This window comes from Streptomyces sp. NPDC002640, assembly GCF_053592575.1.
Genome location: NZ_JBSFVZ010000023.1, coordinates 93274 through 117996 on the forward strand (window position 1 = coordinate 93274; position 24723 = coordinate 117996).

The 24723-nt window shown below is 74.7% G+C and carries 26 protein-coding genes and 1 tRNA gene; 14 read left to right on the forward strand and 13 right to left on the reverse strand.

Annotation, left to right across the window (positions count from 1 at the left end; all coding sequences use genetic code 11):
* Positions 1 to 90 precede the first annotated feature (90 nt).
* The 3 genes from ACWD3O_RS26595 to ACWD3O_RS26605 all read left to right on the forward strand — a co-directional run bounded on the left by ACWD3O_RS26595 (position 91) and on the right by ACWD3O_RS26605 (position 3679).
* Complete coding sequence (locus ACWD3O_RS26595) at positions 91 to 1689, forward strand: tryptophan halogenase family protein (protein ID WP_451408571.1); 1599 nt, start codon at positions 91 to 93, stop codon at positions 1687 to 1689.
* Positions 1690 to 1764: 75 nt separating this feature from the next.
* Complete coding sequence (locus ACWD3O_RS26600; protein ID WP_451417626.1) at positions 1765 to 2406, forward strand: flavin reductase family protein; 642 nt, start codon at positions 1765 to 1767, stop codon at positions 2404 to 2406.
* A complete protein-coding gene (locus ACWD3O_RS26605) occupies positions 2393 to 3679 on the forward strand; it encodes a cation:proton antiporter domain-containing protein (RefSeq protein ID WP_451417627.1) in 1287 nt (428 codons plus the stop codon). The genes ACWD3O_RS26600 and ACWD3O_RS26605 overlap by 14 nt, the downstream gene beginning before the upstream one ends.
* Before the next feature lie 98 nt (positions 3680 to 3777).
* Here ACWD3O_RS26605 and ACWD3O_RS26610 read toward each other — a convergent pair.
* The 11 genes from ACWD3O_RS26610 to ACWD3O_RS26660 form a co-directional block, all read right to left on the reverse strand.
* A tRNA-Pro gene (locus tag ACWD3O_RS26610) sits at positions 3778 to 3851 on the reverse strand.
* 248 nt (positions 3852 to 4099) lie between these two features.
* Positions 4100 to 4459, reverse strand: coding sequence for an MmcQ/YjbR family DNA-binding protein (locus ACWD3O_RS26615; RefSeq protein ID WP_356134543.1), 360 nt, complete (start codon positions 4457 to 4459; stop codon positions 4100 to 4102).
* A gap of 40 nt (positions 4460 to 4499) precedes the next feature.
* A complete protein-coding gene (locus ACWD3O_RS26620; RefSeq protein WP_451408574.1) occupies positions 4500 to 5411 on the reverse strand; it encodes a LysR family transcriptional regulator in 912 nt (303 codons plus the stop codon).
* A 115-nt stretch (positions 5412 to 5526) separates the two neighbouring features.
* Entirely contained in the window at positions 5527 to 6735 is a 1209-nt protein-coding gene (locus ACWD3O_RS26625) for a glycine C-acetyltransferase (protein ID WP_451417628.1), read from the reverse strand.
* Positions 6736 to 6808: 73 nt separating this feature from the next.
* A complete protein-coding gene (gene tdh, locus ACWD3O_RS26630; protein ID WP_451408576.1) occupies positions 6809 to 7837 on the reverse strand; it encodes an L-threonine 3-dehydrogenase in 1029 nt (342 codons plus the stop codon).
* A gap of 167 nt (positions 7838 to 8004) precedes the next feature.
* Positions 8005 to 8382: a DUF742 domain-containing protein gene (locus ACWD3O_RS26635; protein ID WP_451408577.1), complete on the reverse strand. Its 378-nt coding sequence runs from the start codon at positions 8380 to 8382 to the stop codon at positions 8005 to 8007.
* Positions 8379 to 8843: a roadblock/LC7 domain-containing protein gene (locus ACWD3O_RS26640; protein WP_451417629.1), complete on the reverse strand. Its 465-nt coding sequence runs from the start codon at positions 8841 to 8843 to the stop codon at positions 8379 to 8381. The genes ACWD3O_RS26635 and ACWD3O_RS26640 overlap by 4 nt, the downstream gene beginning before the upstream one ends.
* Before the next feature lie 64 nt (positions 8844 to 8907).
* On the reverse strand, positions 8908 to 11481 hold the full coding sequence (locus tag ACWD3O_RS26645; protein ID WP_451417630.1) for an ATP-binding protein: 2574 nt from the start codon (positions 11479 to 11481) through the stop codon (positions 8908 to 8910).
* A gap of 333 nt (positions 11482 to 11814) precedes the next feature.
* The gene (locus tag ACWD3O_RS26650; RefSeq protein ID WP_356134556.1) at positions 11815 to 12057 is read right to left on the reverse strand and encodes an acyl carrier protein; all 243 of its coding nucleotides are present in this window, start codon (positions 12055 to 12057) and stop codon (positions 11815 to 11817) included.
* A gap of 62 nt (positions 12058 to 12119) precedes the next feature.
* Positions 12120 to 13052, reverse strand: a complete 933-nt coding sequence (locus ACWD3O_RS26655) for an MBL fold metallo-hydrolase (protein ID WP_451417631.1) — start codon at positions 13050 to 13052, stop codon at positions 12120 to 12122.
* A gap of 69 nt (positions 13053 to 13121) precedes the next feature.
* Positions 13122 to 14162 carry a patatin-like phospholipase family protein gene (locus ACWD3O_RS26660; protein WP_451408581.1) on the reverse strand — a complete coding sequence of 347 codons (1041 nt, stop codon included), beginning with the start codon at positions 14160 to 14162 and terminating at the stop codon, positions 13122 to 13124.
* Positions 14163 to 14410: 248 nt separating this feature from the next.
* Between ACWD3O_RS26660 and ACWD3O_RS26665 the strand changes: the two genes are divergently transcribed.
* Genes ACWD3O_RS26665 through ACWD3O_RS26675 form a run of 3 tightly spaced genes read left to right on the forward strand, consistent with a single transcriptional unit; the run spans position 14411 to position 16702 of the window.
* Complete coding sequence (locus ACWD3O_RS26665) at positions 14411 to 15784, forward strand: MBL fold metallo-hydrolase (RefSeq protein ID WP_451417632.1); 1374 nt, start codon at positions 14411 to 14413, stop codon at positions 15782 to 15784.
* 52 nt (positions 15785 to 15836) lie between these two features.
* Positions 15837 to 15962, forward strand: coding sequence for a hypothetical protein (locus tag ACWD3O_RS26670; protein WP_451408583.1), 126 nt, complete (start codon positions 15837 to 15839; stop codon positions 15960 to 15962).
* Complete coding sequence (locus ACWD3O_RS26675; RefSeq protein ID WP_451417633.1) at positions 15959 to 16702, forward strand: sulfite exporter TauE/SafE family protein; 744 nt, start codon at positions 15959 to 15961, stop codon at positions 16700 to 16702. Before ACWD3O_RS26670 ends, ACWD3O_RS26675 begins: the two co-directional genes overlap by 4 nt.
* 83 nt (positions 16703 to 16785) lie before the next feature.
* Here the strand turns inward: ACWD3O_RS26675 and ACWD3O_RS26680 are convergent, their stop codons facing one another.
* Positions 16786 to 17064: a metal-sensitive transcriptional regulator gene (locus ACWD3O_RS26680; RefSeq protein WP_451408585.1), complete on the reverse strand. Its 279-nt coding sequence runs from the start codon at positions 17062 to 17064 to the stop codon at positions 16786 to 16788.
* Between the two features lie 70 nt (positions 17065 to 17134).
* Between ACWD3O_RS26680 and ACWD3O_RS26685 the strand changes: the two genes are divergently transcribed.
* The 7 genes from ACWD3O_RS26685 to ACWD3O_RS26715 all read left to right on the forward strand — a co-directional run bounded on the left by ACWD3O_RS26685 (position 17135) and on the right by ACWD3O_RS26715 (position 22353).
* On the forward strand, positions 17135 to 17707 hold the full coding sequence (locus ACWD3O_RS26685; RefSeq protein ID WP_451417634.1) for a rhodanese-like domain-containing protein: 573 nt from the start codon (positions 17135 to 17137) through the stop codon (positions 17705 to 17707).
* 139 nt (positions 17708 to 17846) lie between these two features.
* On the forward strand, positions 17847 to 18578 hold the full coding sequence (locus tag ACWD3O_RS26690; RefSeq protein WP_451417635.1) for a class E sortase: 732 nt from the start codon (positions 17847 to 17849) through the stop codon (positions 18576 to 18578).
* Positions 18579 to 18641: 63 nt separating this feature from the next.
* Positions 18642 to 19190, forward strand: coding sequence for an HAD domain-containing protein (locus ACWD3O_RS26695; protein WP_451417636.1), 549 nt, complete (start codon positions 18642 to 18644; stop codon positions 19188 to 19190).
* A 6-nt stretch (positions 19191 to 19196) separates the two neighbouring features.
* The gene (locus tag ACWD3O_RS26700; protein ID WP_451417637.1) at positions 19197 to 19934 is read left to right on the forward strand and encodes a class I SAM-dependent DNA methyltransferase; all 738 of its coding nucleotides are present in this window, start codon (positions 19197 to 19199) and stop codon (positions 19932 to 19934) included.
* A 62-nt stretch (positions 19935 to 19996) separates the two neighbouring features.
* Positions 19997 to 20248, forward strand: a complete 252-nt coding sequence (locus ACWD3O_RS26705; protein WP_451417638.1) for a hypothetical protein — start codon at positions 19997 to 19999, stop codon at positions 20246 to 20248.
* Positions 20249 to 20428: 180 nt separating this feature from the next.
* Complete coding sequence (locus tag ACWD3O_RS26710; RefSeq protein ID WP_451417639.1) at positions 20429 to 21877, forward strand: amino acid permease; 1449 nt, start codon at positions 20429 to 20431, stop codon at positions 21875 to 21877.
* Between the two features lie 80 nt (positions 21878 to 21957).
* A complete protein-coding gene (locus ACWD3O_RS26715; RefSeq protein ID WP_451417640.1) occupies positions 21958 to 22353 on the forward strand; it encodes a VOC family protein in 396 nt (131 codons plus the stop codon).
* Between the two features lie 231 nt (positions 22354 to 22584).
* On the opposite strand, the gene ACWD3O_RS26720 is transcribed toward ACWD3O_RS26715, so the two are convergent.
* Positions 22585 to 23379, reverse strand: coding sequence for a hypothetical protein (locus ACWD3O_RS26720; protein WP_451417641.1), 795 nt, complete (start codon positions 23377 to 23379; stop codon positions 22585 to 22587).
* A 261-nt stretch (positions 23380 to 23640) separates the two neighbouring features.
* Here ACWD3O_RS26720 and ACWD3O_RS26725 point away from each other — a divergent pair, with 261 nt between their 5' ends.
* Positions 23641 to 24621, forward strand: coding sequence for an arabinan endo-1,5-alpha-L-arabinosidase (locus ACWD3O_RS26725; protein ID WP_451417642.1), 981 nt, complete (start codon positions 23641 to 23643; stop codon positions 24619 to 24621).
* Positions 24622 to 24723 lie beyond the last annotated feature (102 nt).

The window sequence follows — 24723 nt, forward strand, 5'->3', positions numbered from 1 at the left end:
AGAGCGGCTTTCCACACTGGGTCGGCGTTCGGCTCCCCGGCCCACCGGCCGCCTGCCGCGCTTCCCGACCGACGAAATGAGGGCTGCTCCATGACCAGCACCGATCCCCGACTGAAGAAGGTCGTCATCCTGGGCGGCGGCACGGCCGGCTGGATGACCGCCGCCTACCTCGGCAAGGCGCTCCAGGGCACGGTCGACATCACGGTGCTGGAGGCGCCGGCGATTCCGCGGATCGGTGTCGGCGAGGCGACGGTGCCCAACCTGCAGCGCGCCTTCTTCGACTACCTCGGGATCGCCGAGGACGAGTGGATGCGCGAGTGCAACGCCAGCTTCAAGATGGCGGTGCGGTTCGTGAACTGGCGCACCGAGGGCGAGGGGCAGTCGACGGCGCGCGAGCTGGCGGACGGCCGTCCCGACCACTTCTACCACCCGTTCGGGCTGCTCCCGGACTACGACCGGACGCCGCTGTCGCACTACTGGTTCAAGCGCAAGCACGAGGGGCAGACCACCGAGCCGTTCGACTACGCCTGCTTCCGCGAGCCTCCGGTGATGGACGCCATGAAGGCGCCGCGCTGGCTCGACGGGCGTTCCGCGACGCGGTACGCGTGGCACTTCGACGCCCAGCTGGTCGCCGACTTCCTGCGCCGGTTCTCCACCGACAAGCAGGGCGTCCACCACGTCGAGGACGAGATGACGGAGGTCGTGCAGGACGCGCGCGGCTTCGTCACCGCGCTGCGCACCAAGGGCGGCAAGGTCCTGGACGCCGACCTGTTCGTGGACTGCTCCGGCTTCCGGGGTCTGCTGATCAACCAGGCGATGGCCGAGCCGTTCATCGACATGAGCGACCACCTGCTGTGCGACAGCGCGGTCGCCACCGCCGTGCCGCACGACGACGAGGCGGGCGGTGTGGAGCCGTACACCTCGTCGATCGCGATGTCCTCCGGCTGGGCGTGGAAGATCCCGATGCTGGGCCGCTTCGGCACCGGCTACGTCTACTCCAGCCGCTTCGCCGGCCAGGACGAGGCCACGGCCGAGTTCGCGCGGATGTGGGGGCTCGACCCGGAGAAGACGGCCTTCAACCACATCCGGTTCCGGGTCGGCCGCAACCGCCGCGCCTGGGTGAAGAACGTGGTCAGCATCGGCCTCTCCTCGTGCTTCGTGGAGCCCCTGGAGTCGACCGGCATCTACTTCATCACCGCGGCCGTCTACCAGCTGGCCAAGCACTTCCCCGACAAGAACTTCAACCAGGGCCTGATCGACGCCTTCAACCGCGAGATCGAGTTGATGTTCGACGACACCCGCGACTTCCTGCAGGCGCACTTCTACTACGCGCCCCGCAACGACACCCCGTTCTGGCGGGCCAACAAGGAGCTGCGGCTCGCCGACAACATCAAGCAGAAGATCTCCGCGTACAAGGCGGGTCTGCCGATCAACTCCCCGATCACCGACGAGTCGACGTACTACGGCAACTTCGAGGCCGAGTTCCGCAACTTCTGGACCAACGGCAGCTACTACTGCATCTTCGCCGGCATGGGCCTGGAGCCGGACGCCCCGCTGCCGGCGCTGGGGTACAAGCCGGAGTCCGTGGCGGGCGCGGAGCCGCTGTTCGCGACGGTCAAGCGCCAGCAGCAGAACCTGCTCGAGACGCTGCCGAGCGCCTACGAGTACCTGAAGCAGCTGCACGGCTAGGGCCTGTCCGCCGTCACGGTCCGGTCCCGGCCCGCGGGGCCGGGCCGTGCCCTTCGTCACCCACAGGAGTCAGACATGCCCCACTCCGGTTCGCGCCAGGACGCACCCGGCGGCGACGACCACGACGGGACGCCGGCCGAGCACTCCCCCGTCGTCCTCCGGCAGACCGATCTCCGCCCGTTCATGGCCGCCTTCCCCTCCGGGGTGGCGGTGGTCACCACCCTCGACGCCGACGCCCTGCCCCGCGGCCTGACCTGCAGTTCCCTCACGAGCGTGGCGCTGGCCCCGCCCACCTTGATGGTGTGCATACGCACCGCCAGTCCCACGCTGGACGCCCTGCTGCGGCAGGGACAGTTCGCCCTGAACCTGCTCCACGAGGGGGCCCGGGCGACCGCCGACCTGTTCGCCTCGGGGACGCCGGACCGCTTCGACCGGGTCGAGTGGCGGCTGCCGCTGGGGGCGAGCGGCCCGCACCTGACCGAGGCCGCCCACGCCGTCGCCGACTGCTCGGTCCTGAGGACCGTCGCGTTCGGCGACCACACGGCGGTGTTCGCGCAGGCCGACCGGGTGACGGTCCGCCCGGCTGTGCACCCGCTGCTGTACGGGCTGCGGCGGTACGCGGGCTGGTCCGACGCCGCCTCGGCGCCCCAGCCCCCGGCGGCGGTCCTGCCGTTGCGGTCCGTCGCGTCGGAAGGAGCCGCCGGTGTCCGCGGCTGACCCCATGCCCGCGCTGCTCGTCGCCGTGCCGGTGGTGATCCTCGCCTGCCAGGCGGGCGGGGCTCTGCTCAGACGCCTGGGCCAGCCCCCGGTGGTGGGGGAGATCGCGGTGGGCATCCTGCTGGGGCCCTCGCTGCTGGGCTGGCTGTGGCCGCAGGGGCAGAGCTGGCTCTTCCCGGAGTCGGTGCTGCCGTTCACCTCGGTCCTGGGGCACCTCGGCCTGCTGGTGTTCATGTTCCTGGTGGGTCTGGAGCTGGACCTGGGCGCGCTGCGCAGCAGGTCGCGCACGGCGGTGGCGGTGAGCCAGGCCGGCATGCTGATCCCGCTGGCCCTCGGCGCGCTGCTCGCCCTCCCGCTGCACCGGTCCCTCGCCCCGGACGGGGTGGCGCTCCTCCCGTTCGCCCTGTTCATCGCGGTGGCCATGAGCGTGACGGCCTTCCCGGTGCTGGCCCGCATCCTGGTCGACCGGGGGCTGTACGGGACGCCGCTGGGCGCGCTGGCGATGGCCTGCGCGGCGGTCGACGACGTGGCCGCCTGGTGCCTGCTGGCCCTGGTGGTGGCACTGACCTCGGCGGGGTCCCCGCTGGACGCGGTGACGGCGGCCGGGCTCACGCTGGCCTTCGGCGCGCTGATCCTGCTGGTGGTCCGTCCGCTGCTGGCTCGGTGGGCGGCGGCGCGGGCGGGCCGGACGAACGAGGCGGTGATCCTGGTCCTGCTGTTCAGCGGGCTGAGCCTGTCCGCCCTGGCGACGGACCTGATCGGGGTGCACACGCTGTTCGGCGCGTTCCTCTTCGGCGTGGCCACCCCACGCGGCCACCGCCGCATCGAGGCGTCGGCGGCCCGGTTCCGGGCGGTGGCGGTGCCGGTCCTGCTGCCGCTGTTCTTCGTCCACACGGGGCTGCGCACGGAGGTCGGGGCGCTGGCCGCCGACCCGGCGCAGTGGCTGTGGGCGGGGGCGCTGCTCGGGGTCGCGGTCCTCGGCAAGTGGGGCGGGGCGGCGGGCGCGGCCCGCGCCTGCGGCCGTCCCTGGCGGGAGTCCCTGTCGGTCGGGGCGCTGATGAACTGCCGCGGCCTGACGGAGCTGGTGGTGCTGAACATCGGCCTGGAGCTGGGCGTCATCGGGCCGGAGCTGTTCACCATGCTGGTCCTGGTGGCCCTGATCACCACGGCGGTCACCGCCCCCGCCGTCAGCCGCCTCCAGCGGCCGCGGGAGCCGGCGAAGGTTCCGGAGCCCGCACCGGAGCTCGCCGGGACGGCCGGGCCGCGGACCTGAGGACGGCCCGGGCGGCTCCCCTCCCGCCGCCGTCCGGGCACGCGGAAGGGGCCGCTGCGGATCTTCTCCGCAACGGCCCCTTCCCACGACTCATCGAGTCGGGACGACAGGATTTGAACCTGCGACCCCTTGACCCCCAGTCAAGTGCGCTACCAAGCTGCGCCACGTCCCGTTTGCCGTCTGACCTGGGGTTTCCCCCGGCCGAACGTGCATGGCAACCATACCGCACTCCGCGCGGTGGTCGCGCGTGGGTTTCCCGACGCGTCCCGTCCGCACGTGGCCGCCGGCGTCGCGGTCCGTACGTCGCGCGGCGCGGTTCCGGGCCCCCCTCCTGCCCGGAACCGCGCACACGGCAGGAGCATGCCATGCCCTGCCGACAACGGGTCCGCCCTCCCGCCGGGGAGGAGCGGGCCCGCCGCGTCATTCCGCGCCGAGCACCCCGATGCGGGGATGCGCCTCACGGAGCTTGGTGGGCGCCGCCTGGCGCCAGGAGTCGGCGAGGATGTCGCGGAGCTCCTCCTCGTCGTCCACGGCGGCCAGCCGGACCCGGATCCACGCGAAGGCGGCCTCGTGGTCGGCGACCCAGAACTTCTCGGGTTCGGCGAGCACCAGCTCGTCCCGTTCCTCCTTGGGGCAGCGCACCGCGCAGGAGGTCTCCGCCTCCGGCAGGGTGGCGAACATCTTCCCCGCCACCCGGAAGGTGGGCATGCTCCAGGCCGTCTTCTCGACGGTGTCGGGCAGGGACAGGGCAATTCGGCGTACGTCTTCCGCGTCCGGCATGCCCGCAGGTTAACGGCGGCCACCGACAACGGGCGGCGCGTCAGTCGCGCCGGGCCTCGGCGGCCTCGCCCAGCGACGCCAGCACCGGGCTGATCAGCGGGTGCCGCTCCGACCCACGGCGCACCGCCGCGAAGACCCGGCGGGTGGGCGCCACGCCGTCCACCGGCCGCACCGTCACGCCCGTCAGGTCCATGCCGGTCAGGGCGGACCGGGGCACCAGCGCGACGCCGGCGCCGGCGGAGGCGAGGGCGACGACGGCCCGGAAGTCGTCGGAGGAGTGGTCGAAGTCCGGCTGGAACCCGGCGCTCTCGCAGGCCAGCACGACGACGTCGTGGCAGGGGTTGCCCGGGTACGGGCCGATCCACGGGTCCTTGGCCAGCTCGGCCAGCGGCACCCGGTCCGCCTCGGCGAGACGGTGGACCGTGGGCACCACCGCGTCGAAGGGCTCGGCGTAGAGCGGCACGTGAGTGAGGCGCGGGTCGCCCGCGGCGGGGGCGCCGCGGTACTCGACGGCGACCGCGACGTCCACCTGGCGGTCGAGCACCATCGGCAGGCTGGCGTCGCCCTCGGCGTCGCGCACCCGCACCCTGATGCCGGGGCGGCTGCGGGCGAGGGCGGCAAGGGCGGGGGCCACCACCAGGCCGATGCCGGTGGCGAACGCGGCGACGGTCACCGTGCCGGCCTCGCCGGAGCCGTAGGCGGCCAGTTCGGCCTCGGCCCGCTCGAGCTGGGCCAGCACGGCGTTGGTGTGGGCCAGCAGGATCTCCCCGGCCGGGGTGAGCCGCACGCCGCGCGCGCCGCGGTCGACCAGCCGGTGGCCCGTCTCCTGCTCCAGCGCGGTGAGCTGCTGCGACACGGCGGAGGGCGTGAGGTAGAGCGCGGCCGCGGCGGCGGTCACCGTCCGGTGGTCCGCCACCGCCCGCAGGATGTGCAGCCGCCGCGCCTCGATCATGCCGCGATTCTCTCAGGTCGCGAGGTGTGCGCGGTCCGTCCGGGCCCCCGCGTGACGCGGCTCGCGCGGGGGCCCGGACGAGCGACGCGGCTCGCGCCGCGTCGCGCCCGGGAGGTCACGCGGTCTTCGGGTCGCCCTCGAGCTCCGTCCGCGCGGAGACGAACGCCGCCACCGCCGTCTCGACGTCCTCGGTGGAGTGCGCCGCGGACAGCTGCACGCGGATCCGCGCCGCCCCCTGGGGGACCACCGGGTACGAGAACCCGATCACGTACACCCCGCGCTCCAGCAGCAGCTCCGCCATCCGGCCCGCCACCGTCGCGTCGCCGAACATGACCGGCGCGATCGCGTGCTCCCCGGGGAGGACGTCGAAGCCCTCCTCCGTCATGCGCCGGCGGAACAGCGCCGTGTTCTCGGCCAGCCGCGCCCGCAGGTCCCCCGCGGACTCCAGCAGGTCCAGCACCTTCAGCGACGCCGCGGCGATCACCGGCGCCAGCGTGTTGGAGAACAGGTACGGCCGGGACCGCTGCCGCAGCAGCGCCACGATCTCGGCGCGCGCGGCGACGTAGCCGCCGGAGGCGCCGCCGAGCGCCTTGCCCAGGGTGCCCGTGATGACGTCCACGCGGTCCATCACGCCGAACAGCTCGGGCGTTCCCCGCCCGCCGGGGCCGACGAAGCCGACGGCGTGCGAGTCGTCGACCATCACCATGGCGTCGTACCGCTCCGCCAGGTCGCAGATCTCGTCGAGCGGCGCCAGGTAGCCGTCCATGGAGAACACGCCGTCGGTGACGATCAGCTTCCGGCGCGCCCCGGAGGCGGCCTTGAGCTGCGCCTCCAAGTCGGCCATGTCGCGGTTGGCGTAGCGGAAGCGCCGCGCCTTGGAGAGGCGGATGCCGTCGATGATGGAGGCGTGGTTGAGGGCGTCGGAGATCACCGCGTCCTCGGCGCCGAGCAGGGTCTCGAAGACGCCGCCGTTGGCGTCGAAGCAGGAGGAGTAGAGGATGGTGTCCTCCTGGCCGAGGAACGCGGAGATGCGCGCCTCGAGCTCCTTGTGCACCTCCTGGGTGCCGCAGATGAAGCGGACCGACGCCATGCCGTAGCCCCAGCGGTCCAGCGCCGCGTGGCCGGCCGCGACGACCTCGGGGTGGTCGGCGAGACCCAGGTAGTTGTTGGCGCAGAAGTTGAGCACCTCGCCGGGGCGGCCGCCGGCGGTGACGTTGACCTTGGCGGACTGCGGGGTGTCGATGACGCGCTCCGGCTTGTGCAGGCCGGCGGCGCGGATCTCGTCGAGGGTGGCGCGGATGTCGTCGCGCACGGAGTCGAACATCGGTGGCTCCAGGGGGGTGTCGCGGAGGGCGGAGGGGCCGGGCGGCGGACGGGCCGGTCGGACGGTCAGACGGTCAGACGGTCCAGTCGAGGATGACCTTGCCGCCCTTGCCGGCGGCGGCGTCGGCGAAGGCGGCCTCGAAGTCGCGGTGGTCGTAGCGGCCGGTGATCACCGGGGCGAGGTCGAGGCCGTTCTCCAGGAGGACGGACATCGCGTACCAGGTCTCGAACATCTCGCGGCCGTAGATGCCCTTGATGGTCAGCATGGAGGTGACGATCCGGGACCAGTCGACCGGGAACTCCTCCGAGGGCAGGCCGAGCATGGCGATCCGGCCGCCGTGGGTCATGTTGGCGACCATCTCGCGCAGGGCGGCGGCCTGGCCGGACATCTCCAGGCCGATGTCGAAGCCCTCGCGCAGGCCGAGTTCGCGCTGTCCGTCGGCGACGGTCGTTCGCGCCACGTTGAGGGCGAGGTCGGCGCCGATCTTGCGGGCGAGTTCCAGGCGTTCGTCGCTGACGTCGGTGACGACGACGTTGCGCGCGCCGGCGTGCTTGGCGACGGCGGCGGCCATCAGGCCGATCGGGCCCGCGCCGGTGATCAGCACGTCCTCGTTGACCAGGGGGAACGACAGCGCGGTGTGCACGGCGTTGCCGAACGGGTCGAAGATGGCGGCGACGTCCAGGTCGACCGGCACCCGGTGCACCCAGACGTTGGTGGCGGGCAGGGCCACGTACTCGGCGAAGGCGCCGTCCCGGCCGACGCCGAGGCCGACGGTGGCGCGGCAGAGGTGTCGGCGGCCGGCCAGGCAGTTGCGGCACTTGCCGCACACCAGGTGGCCCTCGCCGCTGACCCGGTCGCCCGGCTTGACGTCGACGACGTCGCGGCCCGTCTCGACGACCTCGCCGACGAACTCGTGGCCGACCACCAGCGGGGTCCGGATGGCCTGCTGGGCCCAGCCGTCCCAGGCGCGGATGTGCAGGTCGGTGCCGCAGATCCCGGTGCGCAGCACCTTGATCAGCACGTCACCGGGGCCGATCGCGGGCTCCGGGACGTCCATGAGCCGGAGCCCCGGCTCCGCCTTCTCCTTGACCAGCGCCTTCACCGATGCGGCTCCTGTGCGTGCGTCCCGTTCCCGGGCAGGGCGAAGCCGCCCGGGAACGGGGAAGAGGTTGGGTTGCCTCTAGAACATGCCGCACCGGGGGCGTCCGGGTCCATCGAGGTTTTCTTAAGCGCGACCTCAGGATTCCTTCAGACGCCCGCGCCGCCGGGCTACAGCCGTCGCCGCAGTTCGTCGCGGACCTGCCGCAGCAAGCCCGGATCGGCCGGGGCGCGCAGGCAGGAGGGCTCCTCCGCGCGGACCAGGCCGGCCTCGACGAGGTCGGAGACCACCACCTTGGCGACGGCCACGGGGAGCCGGAGCCGGGCGGCGAGTTCGGCGACGGTCACCGGCGTCCTGGCGAGCCGCAGCGCCCGGGTGTGCTCGGGGCCGGGGTGGCCGGCCGCCGGGTGGGCGGTGGCCGTCACGTGGCTGAGCAGGTCGAGGTCGGCGGTGGGCCGGGTGCGGCCGTTGCTGACCGTGTAGGGCCGCACCAGCCGGCCTGCCTGCTCGTCGAGCCAGGGGCCGTCGTCGGCCGCCGTGGTGATCAACGCCGGGTCACCGCGGGCTCGGGCGCCGCGGCCTGCGGCACCGGCGGGTGGACGGCGGCGTGCCGGGGGGCGGTCCCGAGGTAGGGGCGGACGCTCTTGACCAGCATCGCCATCTCGTAGCCCAGCACGGCGGCGTCGGTGGCGCGGTCGGCCAGCACGGCGAGGCAGGTGCCGGCGCCGGCGGTGGTGACGAACAGGAGGGACGAGGACAGCTCGACGACCACCTGGCGGACGTCGCCGCCGCCGTCGAAGGTGACCCCGGCGCTGCGGCCGAGGGAGTGCAGGCCGGAGGCGAGCGCGGCCATGTGGTCGGCGCCCTCCGCGTCCAGGCCGTGCGCGCACCGGACCAGGCCGTCGCAGGACAGCAGGACGGCGCTGCGGGCGTGCGGCACGCGCCGCACCAGCCCGGTCAGCAGCCAGTCGAGGTCGGCGGCGCGGTCGGTCTGCGTATCGGTCGCCATGGTGGTTCTGCTCCTCGGAGTGTGGGTGACGGGTTCTCTGGGGGGGGGAGGTGGGGGACGCGGCTCAGGGCCGGTCGGTGAGGTGGCCCGGACCGCCGTCCTCGGCGGTGGGCTCCCGCGCGTCCTGGGCCTCGGCCAGGCCGACGCCGCGACGGAACGCGGCCATCAGGAGCGGGTCGTGCCCGGTCTCCTCCTCGGGGCCGGGCTCGGGGCGCGGGAGCGGGCCGGAGCGGAGCTGCGGCGCCAGGTGCGACTGGGCGCGGCGCCGGGGCAGCCGGGGGCGGTGCGGCTCGGCCGGCGGCTCCTCCACCGCGGCGGGGCCGGGCGGCGCGCCCGCGGGGGTGGCCCGTCCGGTCCGCTCCCGCACCGGGAGCGACGCCCTGGACGCGGGGCTCGGGGCCTCGTGTCCGGCGGCGCGGGGCGACGGCACCACCGGCATCCCCTCCGTTCCCTCCCGGCCTCCCTGCCGCCACGCCCGCGGCATGACCCCGGAGACGTCCTCCCGCTGCTCCCCGGCGGCTTCGTCGACCCGGGGGTACCGGTACGGGCCGCCGCCCTCCTCCAGCGCCTCGGCCGCCGCCGTGCCGGAGGACGGGGAACCGTGCGACGCCGCCGGCGGGTCCCCCGCCTCGGGGGTGACCGGTGCCGCACTGCCGTCGCGGCTCCGCGACGCCGACGTGTCCGCGTGGAGCGGCCCGGCGGCGTCCGCCCGCGACACGGACGGCGCCGCGTCGTCCACGTGCCCCACGGCGTGGGCGGGCTCCGCTGCGTGGACAGGCTCCGCGGCGTGGACGGGTTCCACGGCGTGGGCGGGCTCCGCGGCGTGGGCGGGGAACCCGGCGGCGATGGCCTCCGCTGCCGTGGCAGGAAACGCTGCGGCGGCAGACTCCGCCGCCGTGGCGGGGAAGGCCGCGTCGACTGGGAACGCTGCGTCGGCGGGGAACGCGGCGGTAGCCGGCTCGCCGGCGGGGGCGGGCAACGCGGAGGCGGACTCCCCGGCGGAAGCCGGCTCCACGGCGTGCGCACGGAACGCGGCGGTGGCGGACGGCCCGGCGGCGGGCTCCGCAACGGCGGCAGACAACCCTCCGGCGGCGGGTTCCACGGCGGCGGCCGAGAACCCGGCGGAGGCGGACTCCGCGGCGGTAGCGGGCTCCCCGGCGGTAGCGGGGTCCACGGCTGAGCCGGGGAACGCGGCGGCAGGCTCCGCAGCGGCGGCAGGGAACCCGGCGGAGGCGTTCTCCCCGGCGGGCGCACGGAACGCTGGGGCGGCATCGAACGCGGAGGCGGGCTCCCCGGCGGGGGCGGGGAACGCGGCAGCGGCAGGGTACGCGGCGGTCGACGGAAACGCGGTGCTCGTCGTGGTGGCGGTGCCGCCCGGGGGCCACTCCCCCACGTCGGCCGGCGTGTCCGACGCGGCCGGCGGGAGCTCCGTCGTCGCCGGGCCGAGCAGGGACGGCGGCAGGACCAGCACCGCCTGCACCCCGCCGTAGATGTTGCCGCCCAGCCGCACCCGCACGCCGTGGCGGCGGGCGAGCTGGGAGACGACGTAGAGTCCGATGCGCCCGTCCGCGAGCAGTCCCCCGACGTCGACCGTGCCGGGGTCGGCCAGCAACGCGTTCATCCGGTCCTGTTCCTCGGACGGCATGCCCAGCCCGCGGTCCTCGACCTCGACCGCCAGCCCCGCGGCGACGGCCTCGGCACGGATCGCCACCTGCGTGTGCGGCGGCGAGAACACCGTGGCGTTCTCGACGAGTTCGGCGAGCAGGTGGATCACGTCGGCGACCGCGTGTCCGCGCAGCGAGCCCTCCACGGGCGGCACGACCCGGACCCGCGCGTACTGCTCGACCTCGGCGACGGCGGACCGCAGCACCTCCTCCACCGGGATCGGCTCACTCCACTGGCGGCGGGAGACCGCGCCGCCCAGGACGGCGAGGTTCTCCGCGTGCCGCCGCACGCGGGTGGCCAGGTGGTCGACGTGGAACAGGCCCTTGAGGAGGTCGGGGTCCTCGATCTCCCGTTCCAGCTCGTCCAGGACGGCGATCTCCCGGTGGGCCAGCGACTGCAGCCGCCGCGCGACGTTGAGGAACACCTCGAGCCGGTGCTCGACGCCCGGGCCCCCCGGCCCGTCCGCCGCCGCCTTCTCCTCCTCGGGCGCCGTGTCCGGCACGCTGCGGGCCACGGCGGCGAGCGCCGTGCGGTGGGCGCGTTCCAGGTCCTCCGCCAGCAGGTCCAGCCCGTCGGCGGCGGCGCGCCGAACACCCGCTCCGCCGTCGCCGGCGTCGGAGGCGTCCCGCCGCTCCGACCCCCCGGCCGCCTCGCGGAGTTCGGCCTCCCCGTGGGCGACCCGGCGCCGCAGTTCCGCGACCCGTACCTCGACCGACTGCGCGGCGTGCCGCGCGGCGACGGCCGCCGCGGCGACGGCCATCACCGCGAGCGCCACCGCCCCGGCGAGGACCGCCCACAGGACGGGTCCCGCCGGAACGCCCGCGGTCAGCACCACGTAGAGCACGGCCGCCCCGCCCCCGAGCGCCACCGCCACCGGCGGCAGCACCGCGATCCGCGTCAACTGCGGCCGTAAGGGGGGAAGTCGCGGCGACTGGGGCGGTCTGTTGCCGGCCGGTGCGCGGAGGTGAGACATCGACGTCCTCGTGCTGGGCGGTGCGTCAAGGAGGGGGCGCGCGTACGGCGGACAGGAGCGCCCCGCGCGGCGGACACTCACAGTAGTCACGTCGTCGCGGAGACCGCCGGTCAGTTGGGCAACTCCAGGCCCCGACAAGCCCCGACACCCCCCTCCCGTAGGACAGTTCGCACACCTGCCCTACCCCCGGACGCCCATCGCGCGGCGGTCCACCACGACGCGTACGTCACTGAGCGTGCGCGCGGGCGTGCGGCGAACCCGCCCCGCGCGCGACGGAGCGCGACGGAGGCGGACGCCGCGGCGTCCGCCTCGTGGTGCGTGGACCGATCCGTCTCAGCCCGCCGCGGGACCCGCGTCCGCAGTACCGGAGAGCTCCTTCAGGAACTCGTGGCACTTGGCCGCCCGCTCGGAGTCCTGCGCCATCACCGTGCGGAAGAACTCGGCGATCTCCGTCTTGCCGTCGTTCTCCGCGTCGCGGACGTACTGGCCGTAGTCGTGCCCGGCCTTGAGGGAGTGGTACTGGACGGAGATCAGGTCGAACATGACATCGCTGAATCCGGTCTCACCCGTGGCCATGGTGTCCTCCCGGGGAAGCGTCGAAGTGCGGACGGGTGGCGAGTAACACCCTGGGGCGGCGGTCAAACGGACAGGTCGTCGGCCCGCGCGACGACCGGCGTACCCCCGTCCGGCGGGACGACCGCCCGCTGTCCGTGACGGCAGTGCACGACCCGGTCGGCGAGGCCCGCCCGCTCCGCCTCGGCCAGGAAGTCGGACAGCGGAGACCGCATCACCGTGTAGTCCTCGTAGTGCACCGGCAGGACGTGCCGCGGGTCGACCAGCCGTGCGAGGTCGGCGCCCTGCTTCCCGTCCATGGTGACCAGCAGCCCGCCCGGGAGCGTGGTGCCGCCCAGGTGCAGGACGGCGAGGTCCGGTCCGGGGAACCGGCGGGCGATATCGGCGAGCTGCGGGAACATCAGCGTGTCCCCCGAGATGTACAGCCGCAGCCGGGGCGGGCCGTCGACCGGGCCGAACTCGAGCAGGCTCCCCATCACCGGCGGCAGCAGCCCGCGCAGCACCGGGTGGCCGGCGTGGCGGCCGGGGGCGGCCGTCACGCGGACCTGGACGTCACCGCGCCGCACGGTGTGGTCCTCCCAGGTCCGCAGCCCGACGGCGCGGCGGAAGCCGTGCAGTCCCTGGAGCCGCCGGGAGGCGTGCGGGGTGGTGACCACCGGGACGGACCGGCTCAGGTGGCGGCGGGCCCGCCGGTCCCAGTGGTCGCCGTGCAGGTGGGACAGGAGGACGGCGTCCAGCTCGGGAAGCTCCGTGACGTCCAGGGCGGGCTCGGTCAGACGGCGACTGAGCAGGCCGTACCCGAGGTAGGCGCGCTCACCGCGGTGCAGGAAGTTCGGGTCGGTGAGCAGCGTGAGGCCGCGGTAGCGGAGCAGCAGGGTCGCGTTGCCGACGAAGTGCAGGTCGAGGGAGTCGCCGAAGGACGGACCGGCGGACGGACCGGGCGACGCACCGGCGGACGGACTCGGTCGCGGGCTCGGGGAGGACGAGGACGGGCTCATGCGGGACCACCGTGTTCCTGGACGTCCGGGGCGGTGCGCCCGCCCCCGTACTCCGCCCGGGGTACCCCGTCAGCCCTCCGGGAGACACAGGGCCCGCCGGACCGCCGCCCCGCCCGACTCCAGGGCGGCCCTGAGCAGCTTGCCGTCGCGGGTGAGCCGTCCCACGCGCGGCGGGTCGAGGGCGGGACGGATCGACATCACCGCGACCCCGTCCGGTCCGGCCGGGCCCCGGTCGTACGCGGAGAGCAGGGCGTCGTCCTCGCGCAGCCGCTGTGCCCGGGCGTGGTAGCTGTCGTGCAGGGCCTTGGGGTAGCGGCGCAGCGCGGTGGCGGCGACCAGCCGTGAGCCGTACGTCGGCCGGACGGCGCTCCCGGCCGCGGGCGCCGGGAGCAGGTCGCGCGGGGCGGGCCTCGAGCGCAGCACCAGGACGTGGGTCGCGCCCTGGGCCAGGGCGGTGCGGTAGGGGATGGACTCCGCGAGCCCGGCGTCGTAGAAGTGCCGCCCGCCCAGCTCCACGGCCGGTCCGGCGAGGAAGGGCAGGGCCGCGCTGGCGCGCAGGGCGAGGCGCAGTTCGGCGGGGCCGGTCAGCAGGGGCCGCAGGTCGGTGGAGAGGCCGGTGTGCGCGTCGGTGGCGAGCGGGTGGTACTCGACGGGGTGGGCGAGGACGGCGTCGAAGTCCATCCGCGCCACCTCGGCGTAGAGGTGCTCGACCAGGGTCCGGACGTCGACCACGGGGCGGCCTCGCCAGACGTTGGAGAGGCGGATCATGGTGTTGGCGTACTCGGGCTCGGCCCAGCCGTTCAGCTGCTCGGGCGTGCCGCTGAGCAGCCAGGCGCCGGTGATGGCGCCGGCCGAGGAGCCGTACACCGCGTCGAACGCGTCGACCAGGCCGGCCTCGTGGAGGGCGAGGGCCATGCCGGCGGAGAAGGTGCCGCGCATCCCGCCGCCCTCGATCACCAGGGCGATCCGCCGCCCGTCGGCCCGGTCGCCGGGGCGGCCGCCGCCCTTCGCCCGCTCGGCGAGGGCCTCCAGGACCTCGTGCCGGGCGCGGGGGGAGTCTGGGCGCGGCTGCTCGGACCGGTCGTCGGCGGTGACGGGCTCTCGGCTCATGCCTGCCTCTCTCTGCGGCTGCGGCCGGCGCAGGGCGGGCGGCCGGCCGGGGGTGGTTCGGCCGCCATTGTCTCAGTGCGGGACAGGCCGACGAGCCGGGCCCCACCGCACCAGCCGCAGCAGGGTATCCGCAGGTGAGAGGCGTACCGGCCTCGCCCAGCAGCCCTTCCGCTATACCCCCCCAGGTATGTTACGGTGGCCTGGACGGATACCCCGGGGGGTACCTATTGCAGACGGAGGAGCGCGACATGTTCTTTGCCGATGCCCTGGAGACGGAAGGTCTGGGCAACCGCGGTTACCTGGCCGGCGGGCGCCGTGCCGCCGTGGTGGTGGACCCCCCGCGCGACATCGACCGGCTGGTCTCGGCGGCAGCCCGGCGCGGCGTCCGGATCGTGGCCGTGGCGGAGACGCACGTGCACAACGACTACGTGACCGGCGGTCTGCAGCTCGCCCGCCTGACCGGCGCGCGGTACCTGGTGCCGGCCGGCGCCGCGGTCGCCTACGAGCGGATACCGGTCGCGGACGGCGACGTGGAGGAGATCGACGAGGGCCTGACCCTGCGTGCCGTCGCCACCCCCGGGCACACCCCGCACCACACGGCGTACGTGCTCGAGGAGGACGGCCGCGCGGTCGCCGCCTTCACCGGCGGTTCGCTGCTGATCGGCAGCGTGGGCCGCCCCGACCTGGTGGAACCCCGTCTGACCGAACGCCTCGCCCGCGCCCAGCACGCCTCCGCCCACCGGCTCGCGGCCGAGCTGGGGGACGACGTGGCGGTGATGCCCACGCACGGTTTCGGCAGCTTCTGCTCCTCCACGCAGTCCGACGGCGAGCGCAGCACCATCGGCGCCCAGAAGACGTCCAACCCGGCCCTCCTCCAGGACGTGGACGCCTTCGTCGAGGAGTTGCTGGCCGGCCTGGACGACGTGCCCGCCTACTACGCCCACATGGGCCCGGTGAACGCCTCCGGCCCGGAACCCGTCGACCTGACGCCTCCGCGCCCCGCCGACGCCGAGGAGATCGCGCGCCGGCTCGCCGACGGCGAGTGGGTCGTGGACCTGCGCAACCGGGTGGCGTTCTCCGAAGGGCATGTGGCCGGGACCTACAACTTCGAGCTCGAGGGACAGCTCGCCACCTACCTGGCCTGGACGATCCCGTGGGGCAAGCCGGTCACCCTGCTGGCGGCGAGCGCCGAGGACCTGGCCCGCGCCCAGCGGGAGCTGGCGCGGGTGGGCATCGACCGTCCCGCCGCGGCCGCCGTCGGCTCCCCCGCCGACTGGGTCCTCCCGGGCGAACGGCCCGCGTCGTTCCCCCGCGGCCTCTTCGCCGACCTGGCCGCTGCCCGGAAGCGGGGCGAGCCGCTGGTCGTGCTGGACGTCCGCCGGGACGGCGAGCGGTCCGGGGGCTGGATCGAGGGCAGCACGCACATCCCCGTCCACCAGGTCCACCGGCGGCTCGACGAGATCCCCCCGGGTACGGTCTGGGTGCACTGCGCGGGCGGCATGCGCGCGGCGATCGCCGCGTCCGTGCTCGCCGCCTCCGGACGTGAGGTCGTCGCCGTCGACGACGGCTACGCGGCGGCCGCCGAGGCCGGACTCCCGGTCGTCACCCCGGACGAGAGCTGAACCCCGACCCCGAGGGCCCGCCCCCGGCCGGTCGCACGAAGGAACGAGAACCATGGCAAGGCAGCACCACGGCGGCTCCGGCCGCGTCCCCGCGCAGCGTGTCCCGGGGGCTCCCCCGGACCGGGAGGCGGTGCCCACGCCCGTACCGGCGCACGGTGAGGCCGGAGCCGTCCTGTGACCGCGCTCCTCCTCGCCCTGCTCGGCGGGGCGGCGGTCGGCCTGACGCTCGGCGCGCTCGGCGCCGGCGGCGGCATCGTCGCCGTCCCCGCGCTCGTCTACCTGCTGGGCTTCAGCCCGGTGGACGCCACCACGGCCAGCCTGCTGATCGTCGTCGTCACCTCGCTCACCGCCCTGGTGGCGCACGCCCGGGCCGGCACGGTCCGGTGGCGTGCGGGACTGCTGTTCGCCGGCGCGGGGGTGCTGCCCGCCGCGGCGGCCGGGCTGCTGTCCTCGCGGATCCCCGGGACCGTGCTGACGCTCTCCTTCGCCGTGATCGCCGCGGCGGCCGGTCTGCGCATGCTCCGGCCGCGCGCGCCGTCCCGGGAGGGAGCGGTGTCGGGCGTACGGGCCGCCGGGGCCGGGGCCGGACTGGGAGCGGTGACCGGGTTCCTCGGTGTCGGCGGCGGCTTCCTCGCCGTTCCGGCCCTGGTGTCCGTCCTGGCCGTGCCGATCAGGGCGGCGGCCGGCACGAGCCTCCTGGTCGTCGTCACCAACGCCGTGGCCGCCCTGACGGCCCGGGCCGGCGTGGGCCTCCACCTGGACTGGTCGCTCGTCCTGCCCTTCACCGCCGCCGCGGTGCTGGGGGCCTGGGACGGACGCCGGCTCGCCGCGAAGGTCCGGGCGGCGACGCTCCAGCGGCTCTTCGGCGCCCTGCTGATCGCCGTGGCCCTGGTCATGGCGGTGGGCACGGCGCTGTAGGACAGCCGCACGACCGCGGGGCCCGCCGCGCCCGCCCCCGAGGCGGGGACGGGGGCGGCGGGCCCCACGGGTGGCGCGGGCGGTCAGGCCAGCGAGAGGAACAGCTTCTCCAGCCGGGCCCGCATCTGCGCGGAGTCCCGGATCTCGGGGTCCTCACTGGTCATGCACTGCTGCAGACCGGTGGCGATGATCGAGAAACCGGCCCGGTCCAGCGCCTTGGAGACGGCGGAGAGCTGCGTGACGACGTCCTCGCAGTCCCGGCCCTCCTCCAGCATCTTGATCACACCGGCCAGCTGACCCTGCGCCCGACGCAGCCGGTTCAGCGCCGACTTGAGCTCCTCGGCGGTCATGTCGAGTTGCACACATCCTCCTCAAAATACCCCCATGGGTATCTTACCCTGGAACGATCCCACCACCGAAAGGCATTCCTCCGTGAGCACCTTCACCTCCCTGACCACGGATGAGGCGGCCGCCCGCGCGGGCGACCTGACCATCGTCGACGTGCGCACTCCCGGGGAGTTCGCCGGCGGTCACCTGCCGGGCGCCCACAACATCCCCCTCGACCGGCTGGACGAGGCGACCGAGACCCTCCGTGCCGCCGCCGGCCGGGGACCGCTGCTGGTGGTGTGCGCCTCCGGCGCCCGTTCGGCCACCGCCTGCTCCCGGCTCGCCGCGGCCGGCCTGGAGGCCGCCACGCTCGAGGGCGGTACCGGCGCCTGGGCGGCGGCGGGCCACCCGCTGGAGCGTCCGGCCGGGGCCCGGGCCGTCTGGCCCATGGACCGGCAGGTCCGTCTGGTCGCCGGCGCCCTGGTCCTCCTCGGCTTCCTGCTGGGGCTGGTCTGGTCGCCCGCGCACTGGCTGTCCGGGGCGATCGGCGCGGGCCTGCTGTTCTCCGGGGTGACCAACACCTGCGGCATGGCGGTCATGCTGGGCAAGCTCCCCTACAACCGCGGCGCGGCGGGCTGCCCCACCTTCGAGGAGACACGGCGCCGGCTCGACGCGTGACGGCGGCGGGCCCGCGGGGCGGTGCCGGGGAACACCACCGCCGCCGCGGTGGTTGTGCGCAGGAGAACGGTGCCGTCCCGACCGGGGCGGCCCGCACACCGCCCAGGGGCGCCCGGCGCCCCGTTGCCCCGTGAGCGCCATGGCCCGTTCCCGCACCTCCCTCGCCGTCTCCGCCGCCCTGGCCGGCGTCACCGCCGCGGTCCTGACCGCGGGCTGTGCCACCGGCAGGGGGGCCGGCCCGCCCACGGCGTCGGAGCCCGCCACCACGACCGCCTCGGCCGCGGCGTCCCCGGCGTCCCCCGCCGGGGCGCCCGCCGCTCCGGCGACCGCCGAGCCCTCACCGCCCCGCCCGGATCCCCGCACCACGGCGGCACGGCTGAGCATCCCCGGCATCGGCCTCGACGACCTGCGCGTCGTGCCCTACGAAGGCACCACCGACGACTGGCCGGGCACCCACATTCAGAACCGGGGAGACGCGGCCAGCCCGTACGGCCCTGAGGGCGGGGCCGGTCCGGGCGAGACCGGCAACTACCTGGTCACCGCCCACCGCCTCTCCGCGGGCGCGCCCCTGCGCGACCTGCCCGCGCTGGACGAGGGCGACAAGGTCGTCGTCACCCTGGGCGGCACCGTGTACGAGTACCGGATCACCGAGACCCGCACAACGTCCTTCCGCTCCGAGCGCTCGCTGGCCGAACAGCGCGCCGAGGTGCCGGGACGTCCGGGCGAGAGGGCGACCCGGCCCATGATCACGGTCTCCACCTGCGCGACGCCCGAGGACGACGCCGCGGGCAACTTCTGGCGGGACGACAAGGGCAACCCGGAACACCGCATCGACAAGATCGGCGTCCTGGTCTCCTCGCGCCCTGCGTAGCCCTCCGTTCGCACGGTCGCCTGCGGGCGTCCCGGTGCGCCACCCCCGGTGTACCGTCCCCGGATGACCCCGCAGGCCCCCTTCCTCTTCCTCGACGTCGACGGTCCCCTGCTGCCCTTCGGCGGAACGCACGCCCGTCCGACCCCGGCCGGCACGGGCAACCCCCTGCTGGCACGCCTGGACGCGGCGCTCGGCCCACGGCTGCTGTCCCTGGGCTGCGAACTCGTCTGGGCCACCACCTGGCTCGACGAGGCCAACGAGGTACTGGCCCCGCTGCTGGGCCTGCCCGCACTGCCGGTGGTGCGGTGGCCGGAACCGGAGGAGGCCCCGCACGTCCCCCACGGGGTGCACTGGAAGACGCCCGCCCTGGTGGAGTGGGCCGACGGCCGCCCGTTCCTCTGGGTCGACGACGAGATCGGCCCCCTGGACCGGCTCTGGGTGGAGGGCGTTCATCCCGCCCCCGCACTGCTGCACCGCGTGGACCCCCGCATCGGCCTGACCGGCGCCGACGTCGCCGCGCTGGCCGCCTTCACCGCCGCACTCGGCGGGACCGGCCGGGCGGCGCACGCGGGAAACCTGGTCGACAGCCTCGCATGCCACCCCACAGACTGACCGACCATGACCAGCAGCGAACTGTGGAGCAAGGAAACCGCCGAGCGCTACGACGCGGGCGAGACGGTCATGGCCTCACCCGCCGTCCTCGGCCCCACCGTCGACTTCCTGGCAAGGCTGGCGGGGGACGGGCCCGCCCTCGAGTTCGCCATCGGCACCGGCCGCGTCGGCGTGCCGCTGCGCGAGCGCGGCGTGCCGGTGACCGGGATCGAGCTGTCCGAGCACATGGCAGCCGTCCTGCGCCGCAAGGTCGACGAGGAGACCCTGCCCGTCGTCCTCGGTGACATGGCCACCACCGTCGTGCCCGGCCGCTTCAGCCTGGTGTACCTCGTCTACAACACGATCTCCAACCTGCTGACCCAGGACGAGCAGGTCGAGTGCTTCCGCAACGCGACCCGCCACCTCTCCCCCGGCGGCCGGTTCGTCGTCGAGCTCGGGCTGCCACCGCTGCGCCGGATGCCGCCGGGGCAGACCGCGGTCCCCTTCGACGTCTCGGACCGGCACCTCGGCTTCGACACCGTCGACCCGGTGACCCAGGTCCTGGTCTCGCACCACTTCGTGCTCGAGGAGGGCGGCCGCTACCGCCGCGGGAACTCGCGGCACCGCTACGCCTGGCCGGCGGAGCTGGACCTGATGGCGAGGATCGCGGGCCTGGAGCTGGAGCGGCGAGTCGCGGACTGGGACGGCTCCCCCTTCACCGCGGACTCCGAGAAACACGTCTCCGTCTGGCGCAGACCCGCCTGAGCGCCCTCCGTCCGGGTACCCGCAGCCGCGCACACAGCGGCGACCGGAGGGACGAAGGACGCATGGTGATCGAGGAGACGCTGGTCAAGGAGCTGCTGGACGCGCGGGGGGACGACTCCGCGCTGGTCCTGCTGGAGGGTACGGCCCAGGTCGTCGACGGCCCCGCGCTGGAGGGCGACGCCTTCCGCGGCGCGGCCGTCGTGCTGACCCGAGGGGAGCTCGTGGAGCGGCTGGGCGGAGCGTCGCCCGCCGAGGAGGACCTGCGCCGGGTGGCCGCGGCCCTGAGCGACTCCATCGGCAAACTGGGCGCCTGAGCCGGTTCGCCTCAACCGGAATCTTCCGGTCCGCGGACCCCTGAGGAGCAAGACCTTTCGTTCCCTCAGGGGTCCAAGCGGACAAAAACGAGCGATTTTGCGGTGCTTTCTCGCGTGCCCAATCATGGGCGTCGCGTCCGGCGATCCCGGGCGCCCGCACGACGAGAGGCGCACACCCCCATGCCCCCCATCGGGACCTCCTCCCCGCATGCCCCGGCCCAGGCCCCGGCTCCGGCTCCTCGGACCACGCCCTCCGCGGCCTCCGCCCAGGAGTCCGTCCCGGAGCCCGCCCCGGAGTCCGCTCCGCGGGGCGATGACGGAAACCGGCATGCCCGCCGGTTCGGTCTTCCGGTGGCGACCGCGCTGGTCATGGGCAACATCATCGGCGGCGGCATCTTCCTGCTCCCCGCCTCGGTCGCCCCGTTCGGCACGGTCAGCCTGCTGGCCTTCGCGGTGCTGACCGTCGGCGCGATCGCGCTGGCCCTCACCTTCGGGCGGCTCGCGCGCCGCGACCCCCGTACCGGCGGCCCGTACGTGTACGCCCGTGAGTCCTTCGGCGACTTCGCCGGGTTCCTCGCCGCCTGGTCGTACTGGATCACCACCTGGGTGTCGAACGCCGCCCTGGCCGTGGCCGCGGTCGGATACCTGACCGTCCTCCTCCCGGCCGTGGGCGAGCACCGCTGGACCGCCTGCGCCGCCGCCCTGGTCCTGCAGTGGCTCCCGGCGCTGGCGAACTTCGCCGGCACCCGGTGGGTCGGCACGGTGCAGCTGGTCTCGACGGTCCTGAAGTTCGTGCCGCTGCTGCTGGTCGCCGTCGGCGGCCTGTTCTTCTTCGACGCCGACAACCTCGGCCCGTTCAACGCGAGCGGCCAGAGCACGATCGGCGCGGTCTCGGCGGCGGCCGCCATCCTGCTCTTCTCCTACCTCGGCGTGGAGTCCGCGGCGGTCAGCGCGGGCGAGGTCGCCGACGCCCGCCGCAACGTGGGCCGGGCCACGGTGATCGGCACGGCCGGAGCGGCGCTGGTCTACCTGCTGGGCACGCTGGCCGTCTTCGGCACGGTGGCCCACGAGGAGCTGGTGAACTCCACCGCGCCCTTCTCCGACGCGGTGAACGCGATGTTCGGCGGCACCTGGGGCGGCTGGGCGGTCGCGGTGGCGGCGCTCGTGTCCATGACCGGCTGTCTCAACGGCTGGACGCTGCTCAGCGCCCAGACCCCCTACGCCGCGGCCCGCGACGGTCTGTTCCCGGCCCGCTTCGCCCGCCGCCGGCGGGGTGTGCCGACCTTCGGCGTGGGCGTCACCGTGGTCCTGTCGTCCCTGCTGACCGTGTACAACTACGCCTCGAACTCCGCCCGCGTCTTCGAGGTCCTGGTCCTGATCACCACCTTCACCGCCACCGTCCCCTACCTCCTCGCGACGGCGGCGCAGCTGCGCCACCTGGTGGCCGGGCGGCACGACCAGGTGGACCGGGCGCGGCTGGTGCGCGACATGACGGTGGCCCTGGTCGCCGCCGCGTTCTCCCTCTGGCTGGTGGCCGGCTCCGGCTACGCGGCGGTGTACCAGGGCGTGCTGTTCCTCTTCGCCGGTGTCCTGGTGTACGCGGTGAGGACGGGCCGCAGCCACGGATGACCGCCAACTCCCCCGCTTGAAGGGTGAGTTCGGCTTCGAAACGGCCGGATGGGTGGCGCGCGGCCGGGCACACGTACGGCATGGCCACTGCGAAGACCAGCGTTCTCGTCCTCGACTGCTCCGCCCCCGAGGAACTCGCCGAGTTCTACGCCGCGCTGCTGGGCGCGTCGGTGCGGCGCGGGGCCGATCCCGACTACGTCGAGGTCGTGGGAGAGGACGGCGTCAGCATCGCCGTCCGCCGCGACCACGGCTACGCGCCGCCCAGCTGGCCTCGTCCGGACGACTCCCAACAGGCCCACCTGCACATCCTGGTGGCCGAGGCGGACATGGACGAGGCCGAGCGGGAGGCGGTCGGCCTCGGCGCGCGCCCCATCGAGACCCGCGACAACTCCGGCCCGCGGGACGTGCGCACCTACGCGGACCCGGCCGGGCACTCCTTCACCCTCGCGGCCCGCGAAGGCCGCGAGGGCCGCTGACGAGGGCCTTCGAGGCCGTCTCAAGCCGTCGGCGGCGGGCGGCGGCGTGCCCGGCGGGATCCGTCCCGACGGCCCGCCACCGCCCGCCGGCACCCGCCACCGCCCGCACCGCCGGCGTGCAGCCGGGGCCGCGGCGACCCGCGGGGCGCAGCCGGGCACGCGGGGCACAGTCGGCACCCGGGGCACAGCCGGGCACGCGGGGCACAGCCGGGCACGCGGCGGCGAAGGCCGTCAGCAGCCGACGCGGCGTTCGTCCAGCGCGATGTCGTCCATGCGGACGTCGTAGGCGGACGGGCTCGGGTCGCCCTGGTAGAGCTGCCAGCCGATCTTCACGGTGTGGAAGCGCGGGAAGACGAAGTCGGCGTCGGCGCCACCGTGGTCGCGGGTGGAGACGGTCAGCTCCGGCTTGGCCTCGCCGTCGATCCAGACGGAGATCTCGTTGTCGGTGGCGTCCATCCGCCACTCGACGCACTGCCACACCCCCGCGAGGGCCGGGGCGGATTCACGCCAGGCGGTCCAGTCGCCGGTGGGGCCGCCGTCGGACCCGACGCCCCACAGGTTCCTGTCGACACCCGGCACGTACTGCCCGCCCAGCGGGCGGACGTACCCGGGGCCTTCGCCGGTGGCCTCGACCATGGTCCAGTGGGCCCAGTCCGGGGCCGTGGGGAAGGCGTCCACGCGGAGGCGGACACGGCCCCAGAAGCTGTTGCCGGGCGCCTTCACGTCGTCGACCCGCAGGAACGCCTTGCCGTTGCCCTCTGTGCGGATGCGCAGGTGCTTGCCGTGCCGGGTGGCGTCCCGCTCGACGGTGAGCGTGCCGTTCGCGGTGTCGGTGGTCCAGCCGCGGCCCTTCGCGACGCCGGGGCGCAGGGTGGCGAAGTCCTCGCAGAACATCAGGCCACGGTGCGCGCAGGTCCGGTCGCCGCCGCGGTGCTCGGCCGCCGGGGCCGGGCCCGCGGACGCGGGTGCCGCCGCGGTGGTCGCCAGCATCGCGGCGAGGGCGGTGAGTAAGTGGGCTTTCCTCATGTGCGGGTCCTCCACGGTGGGTGTGCCGTCCGGCGCCGGCCGGACGAGGGGTGATCCGGGGACATCCTGCTGGGTGGGCGCCCGGTTGCCCAGGGTGTCTCGGCGGTAACTTCCGTCCCTCCGCGGCGCCGTCGATCCCTGCTCGGCCCCGCCCGGGCCCGACCTGCCCCGGGCGCACCGGTGTTCTCGCCGATGCGCGGGCGGCGGCGGTGCGGGAGCCTCACGGCGACGACCCCTGCCCCGCACCCCTGGAGTTGACGCATGAGCCGCACGTTCCGCGTCCGCCGGACGTCACCCCTGGTCGCCCTTCCCGCCGCGATGGCGCTCGCCCTGCTGCCGGGGACCGCGCACGCCTACCCCGCCCCGGGCCACGTCACCGGGACGGTCACCGTGCACGACCCCACCATGATCCGGAAGCCGGACGGCCGCTACCTGCTGTACGGCACGGGCGGCGGCCTCGCCCACCGGACCTCCACCGACCGCGTCGCGTTCACCGGCGGGGCGGACGCCTTCACGAGCCGGCCCGGCTGGTGGACGCGGTACGGGAACACCGAGGCCTGGGCGCCCGACATCTCGTTCCACGGAGGCCGGTACCTGATGTACTACGCGGTCTCCACCTTCGGCTCCAACCGGTCCGCCATCGGGCTCGCCACCTCCCCGACCGGCCTGCCGGGTTCCTGGTCGGACGCCGGGGTGGTGTACGCGTCGTCCACCTCGAGCGACCACAACGCCATCGACCCGAACCTGTTCGTCGACGACGACGGCACGTGGTGGCTCGCCTTCGGCAGCTGGTGGACGGGGCTGAAGGCGATCCGGCTCGACCCGGCCACCGGGAAGCGGTTCTCCGGCGACACCACCCGCCACTCGCTGGCCTCCCGGCCGACCGGCAGCAAGGCCGTCGAGGCGCCGTACCTCGTGAAGCGCGACGGGTACTACTACCTCTTCGCCTCCTACGACACGTGCTGCGCCGGCGTCGACTCCACGTACAAGGTGAAGGTGGGGCGCGCCACCGCCGTCACCGGGCCGTACCGCGACAGGAACGGCGTGCCGATGATGCTCGGCGGCGGCACGACGGTGCTCGAGTCCCACGGCCGGTACGTCGGACCCGGCGGGCAGTCGATCATGCGCGACGTGGACGGAGATCTGATCGTCTACCACTACTACGACGGCCAGGACGGCGGGAGGGCGAAGCTGGGCGTCAACCTCCTCGACTGGAGCAGCGGCTGGCCCGTCGCCCACTGATCGCCCGCGGCGGGGCCCGCGTCCGCGACCGCCCGCGACCTGCGGGCTCCGCACCTCCCAATGGTTCATCGGCGTGAACGCCGTGCAACGGACTGAACGCAC

Bases quoted from the DNA above. Each gene is read 5' to 3' on its own strand.
- ACWD3O_RS26625 (WP_451417628.1), bottom strand. From the start codon at position 6,735: ATGTTCGACTCCGTGCGCGACGACATCCGCGCCACCCTCGACGAGATC.
- ACWD3O_RS26695 (WP_451417636.1), top strand. From the start codon at position 18,642: ATGACCCCGCAGGCCCCCTTCCTCTTCCTCGACGTCGACGGTCCCCTG.
- ACWD3O_RS26715 (WP_451417640.1), top strand. From the start codon at position 21,958: ATGGCCACTGCGAAGACCAGCGTTCTCGTCCTCGACTGCTCCGCCCCC.
- ACWD3O_RS26665 (WP_451417632.1), top strand. From the start codon at position 14,411: ATGTTCTTTGCCGATGCCCTGGAGACGGAAGGTCTGGGCAACCGCGGT.
- ACWD3O_RS26615 (WP_356134543.1), bottom strand. From the start codon at position 4,459: ATGCCGGACGCGGAAGACGTACGCCGAATTGCCCTGTCCCTGCCCGAC.
- ACWD3O_RS26660 (WP_451408581.1), bottom strand. From the start codon at position 14,162: ATGAGCCGAGAGCCCGTCACCGCCGACGACCGGTCCGAGCAGCCGCGC.
- ACWD3O_RS26650 (WP_356134556.1), bottom strand. From the start codon at position 12,057: ATGGCCACGGGTGAGACCGGATTCAGCGATGTCATGTTCGACCTGATC.
- ACWD3O_RS26600 (WP_451417626.1), top strand. From the start codon at position 1,765: ATGCCCCACTCCGGTTCGCGCCAGGACGCACCCGGCGGCGACGACCAC.
- ACWD3O_RS26620 (WP_451408574.1), bottom strand. From the start codon at position 5,411: ATGATCGAGGCGCGGCGGCTGCACATCCTGCGGGCGGTGGCGGACCAC.
- ACWD3O_RS26690 (WP_451417635.1), top strand. From the start codon at position 17,847: ATGGCCCGTTCCCGCACCTCCCTCGCCGTCTCCGCCGCCCTGGCCGGC.
- ACWD3O_RS26710 (WP_451417639.1), top strand. From the start codon at position 20,429: ATGCCCCCCATCGGGACCTCCTCCCCGCATGCCCCGGCCCAGGCCCCG.
- ACWD3O_RS26595 (WP_451408571.1), top strand. From the start codon at position 91: ATGACCAGCACCGATCCCCGACTGAAGAAGGTCGTCATCCTGGGCGGC.
- ACWD3O_RS26720 (WP_451417641.1), bottom strand. From the start codon at position 23,379: ATGAGGAAAGCCCACTTACTCACCGCCCTCGCCGCGATGCTGGCGACC.
- ACWD3O_RS26725 (WP_451417642.1), top strand. From the start codon at position 23,641: ATGAGCCGCACGTTCCGCGTCCGCCGGACGTCACCCCTGGTCGCCCTT.
- ACWD3O_RS26705 (WP_451417638.1), top strand. From the start codon at position 19,997: ATGGTGATCGAGGAGACGCTGGTCAAGGAGCTGCTGGACGCGCGGGGG.
- ACWD3O_RS26645 (WP_451417630.1), bottom strand. From the start codon at position 11,481: ATGTCTCACCTCCGCGCACCGGCCGGCAACAGACCGCCCCAGTCGCCG.
- ACWD3O_RS26640 (WP_451417629.1), bottom strand. From the start codon at position 8,843: ATGGCGACCGATACGCAGACCGACCGCGCCGCCGACCTCGACTGGCTG.
- ACWD3O_RS26700 (WP_451417637.1), top strand. From the start codon at position 19,197: ATGACCAGCAGCGAACTGTGGAGCAAGGAAACCGCCGAGCGCTACGAC.
- ACWD3O_RS26670 (WP_451408583.1), top strand. From the start codon at position 15,837: ATGGCAAGGCAGCACCACGGCGGCTCCGGCCGCGTCCCCGCGCAGCGT.
- ACWD3O_RS26655 (WP_451417631.1), bottom strand. From the start codon at position 13,052: ATGAGCCCGTCCTCGTCCTCCCCGAGCCCGCGACCGAGTCCGTCCGCC.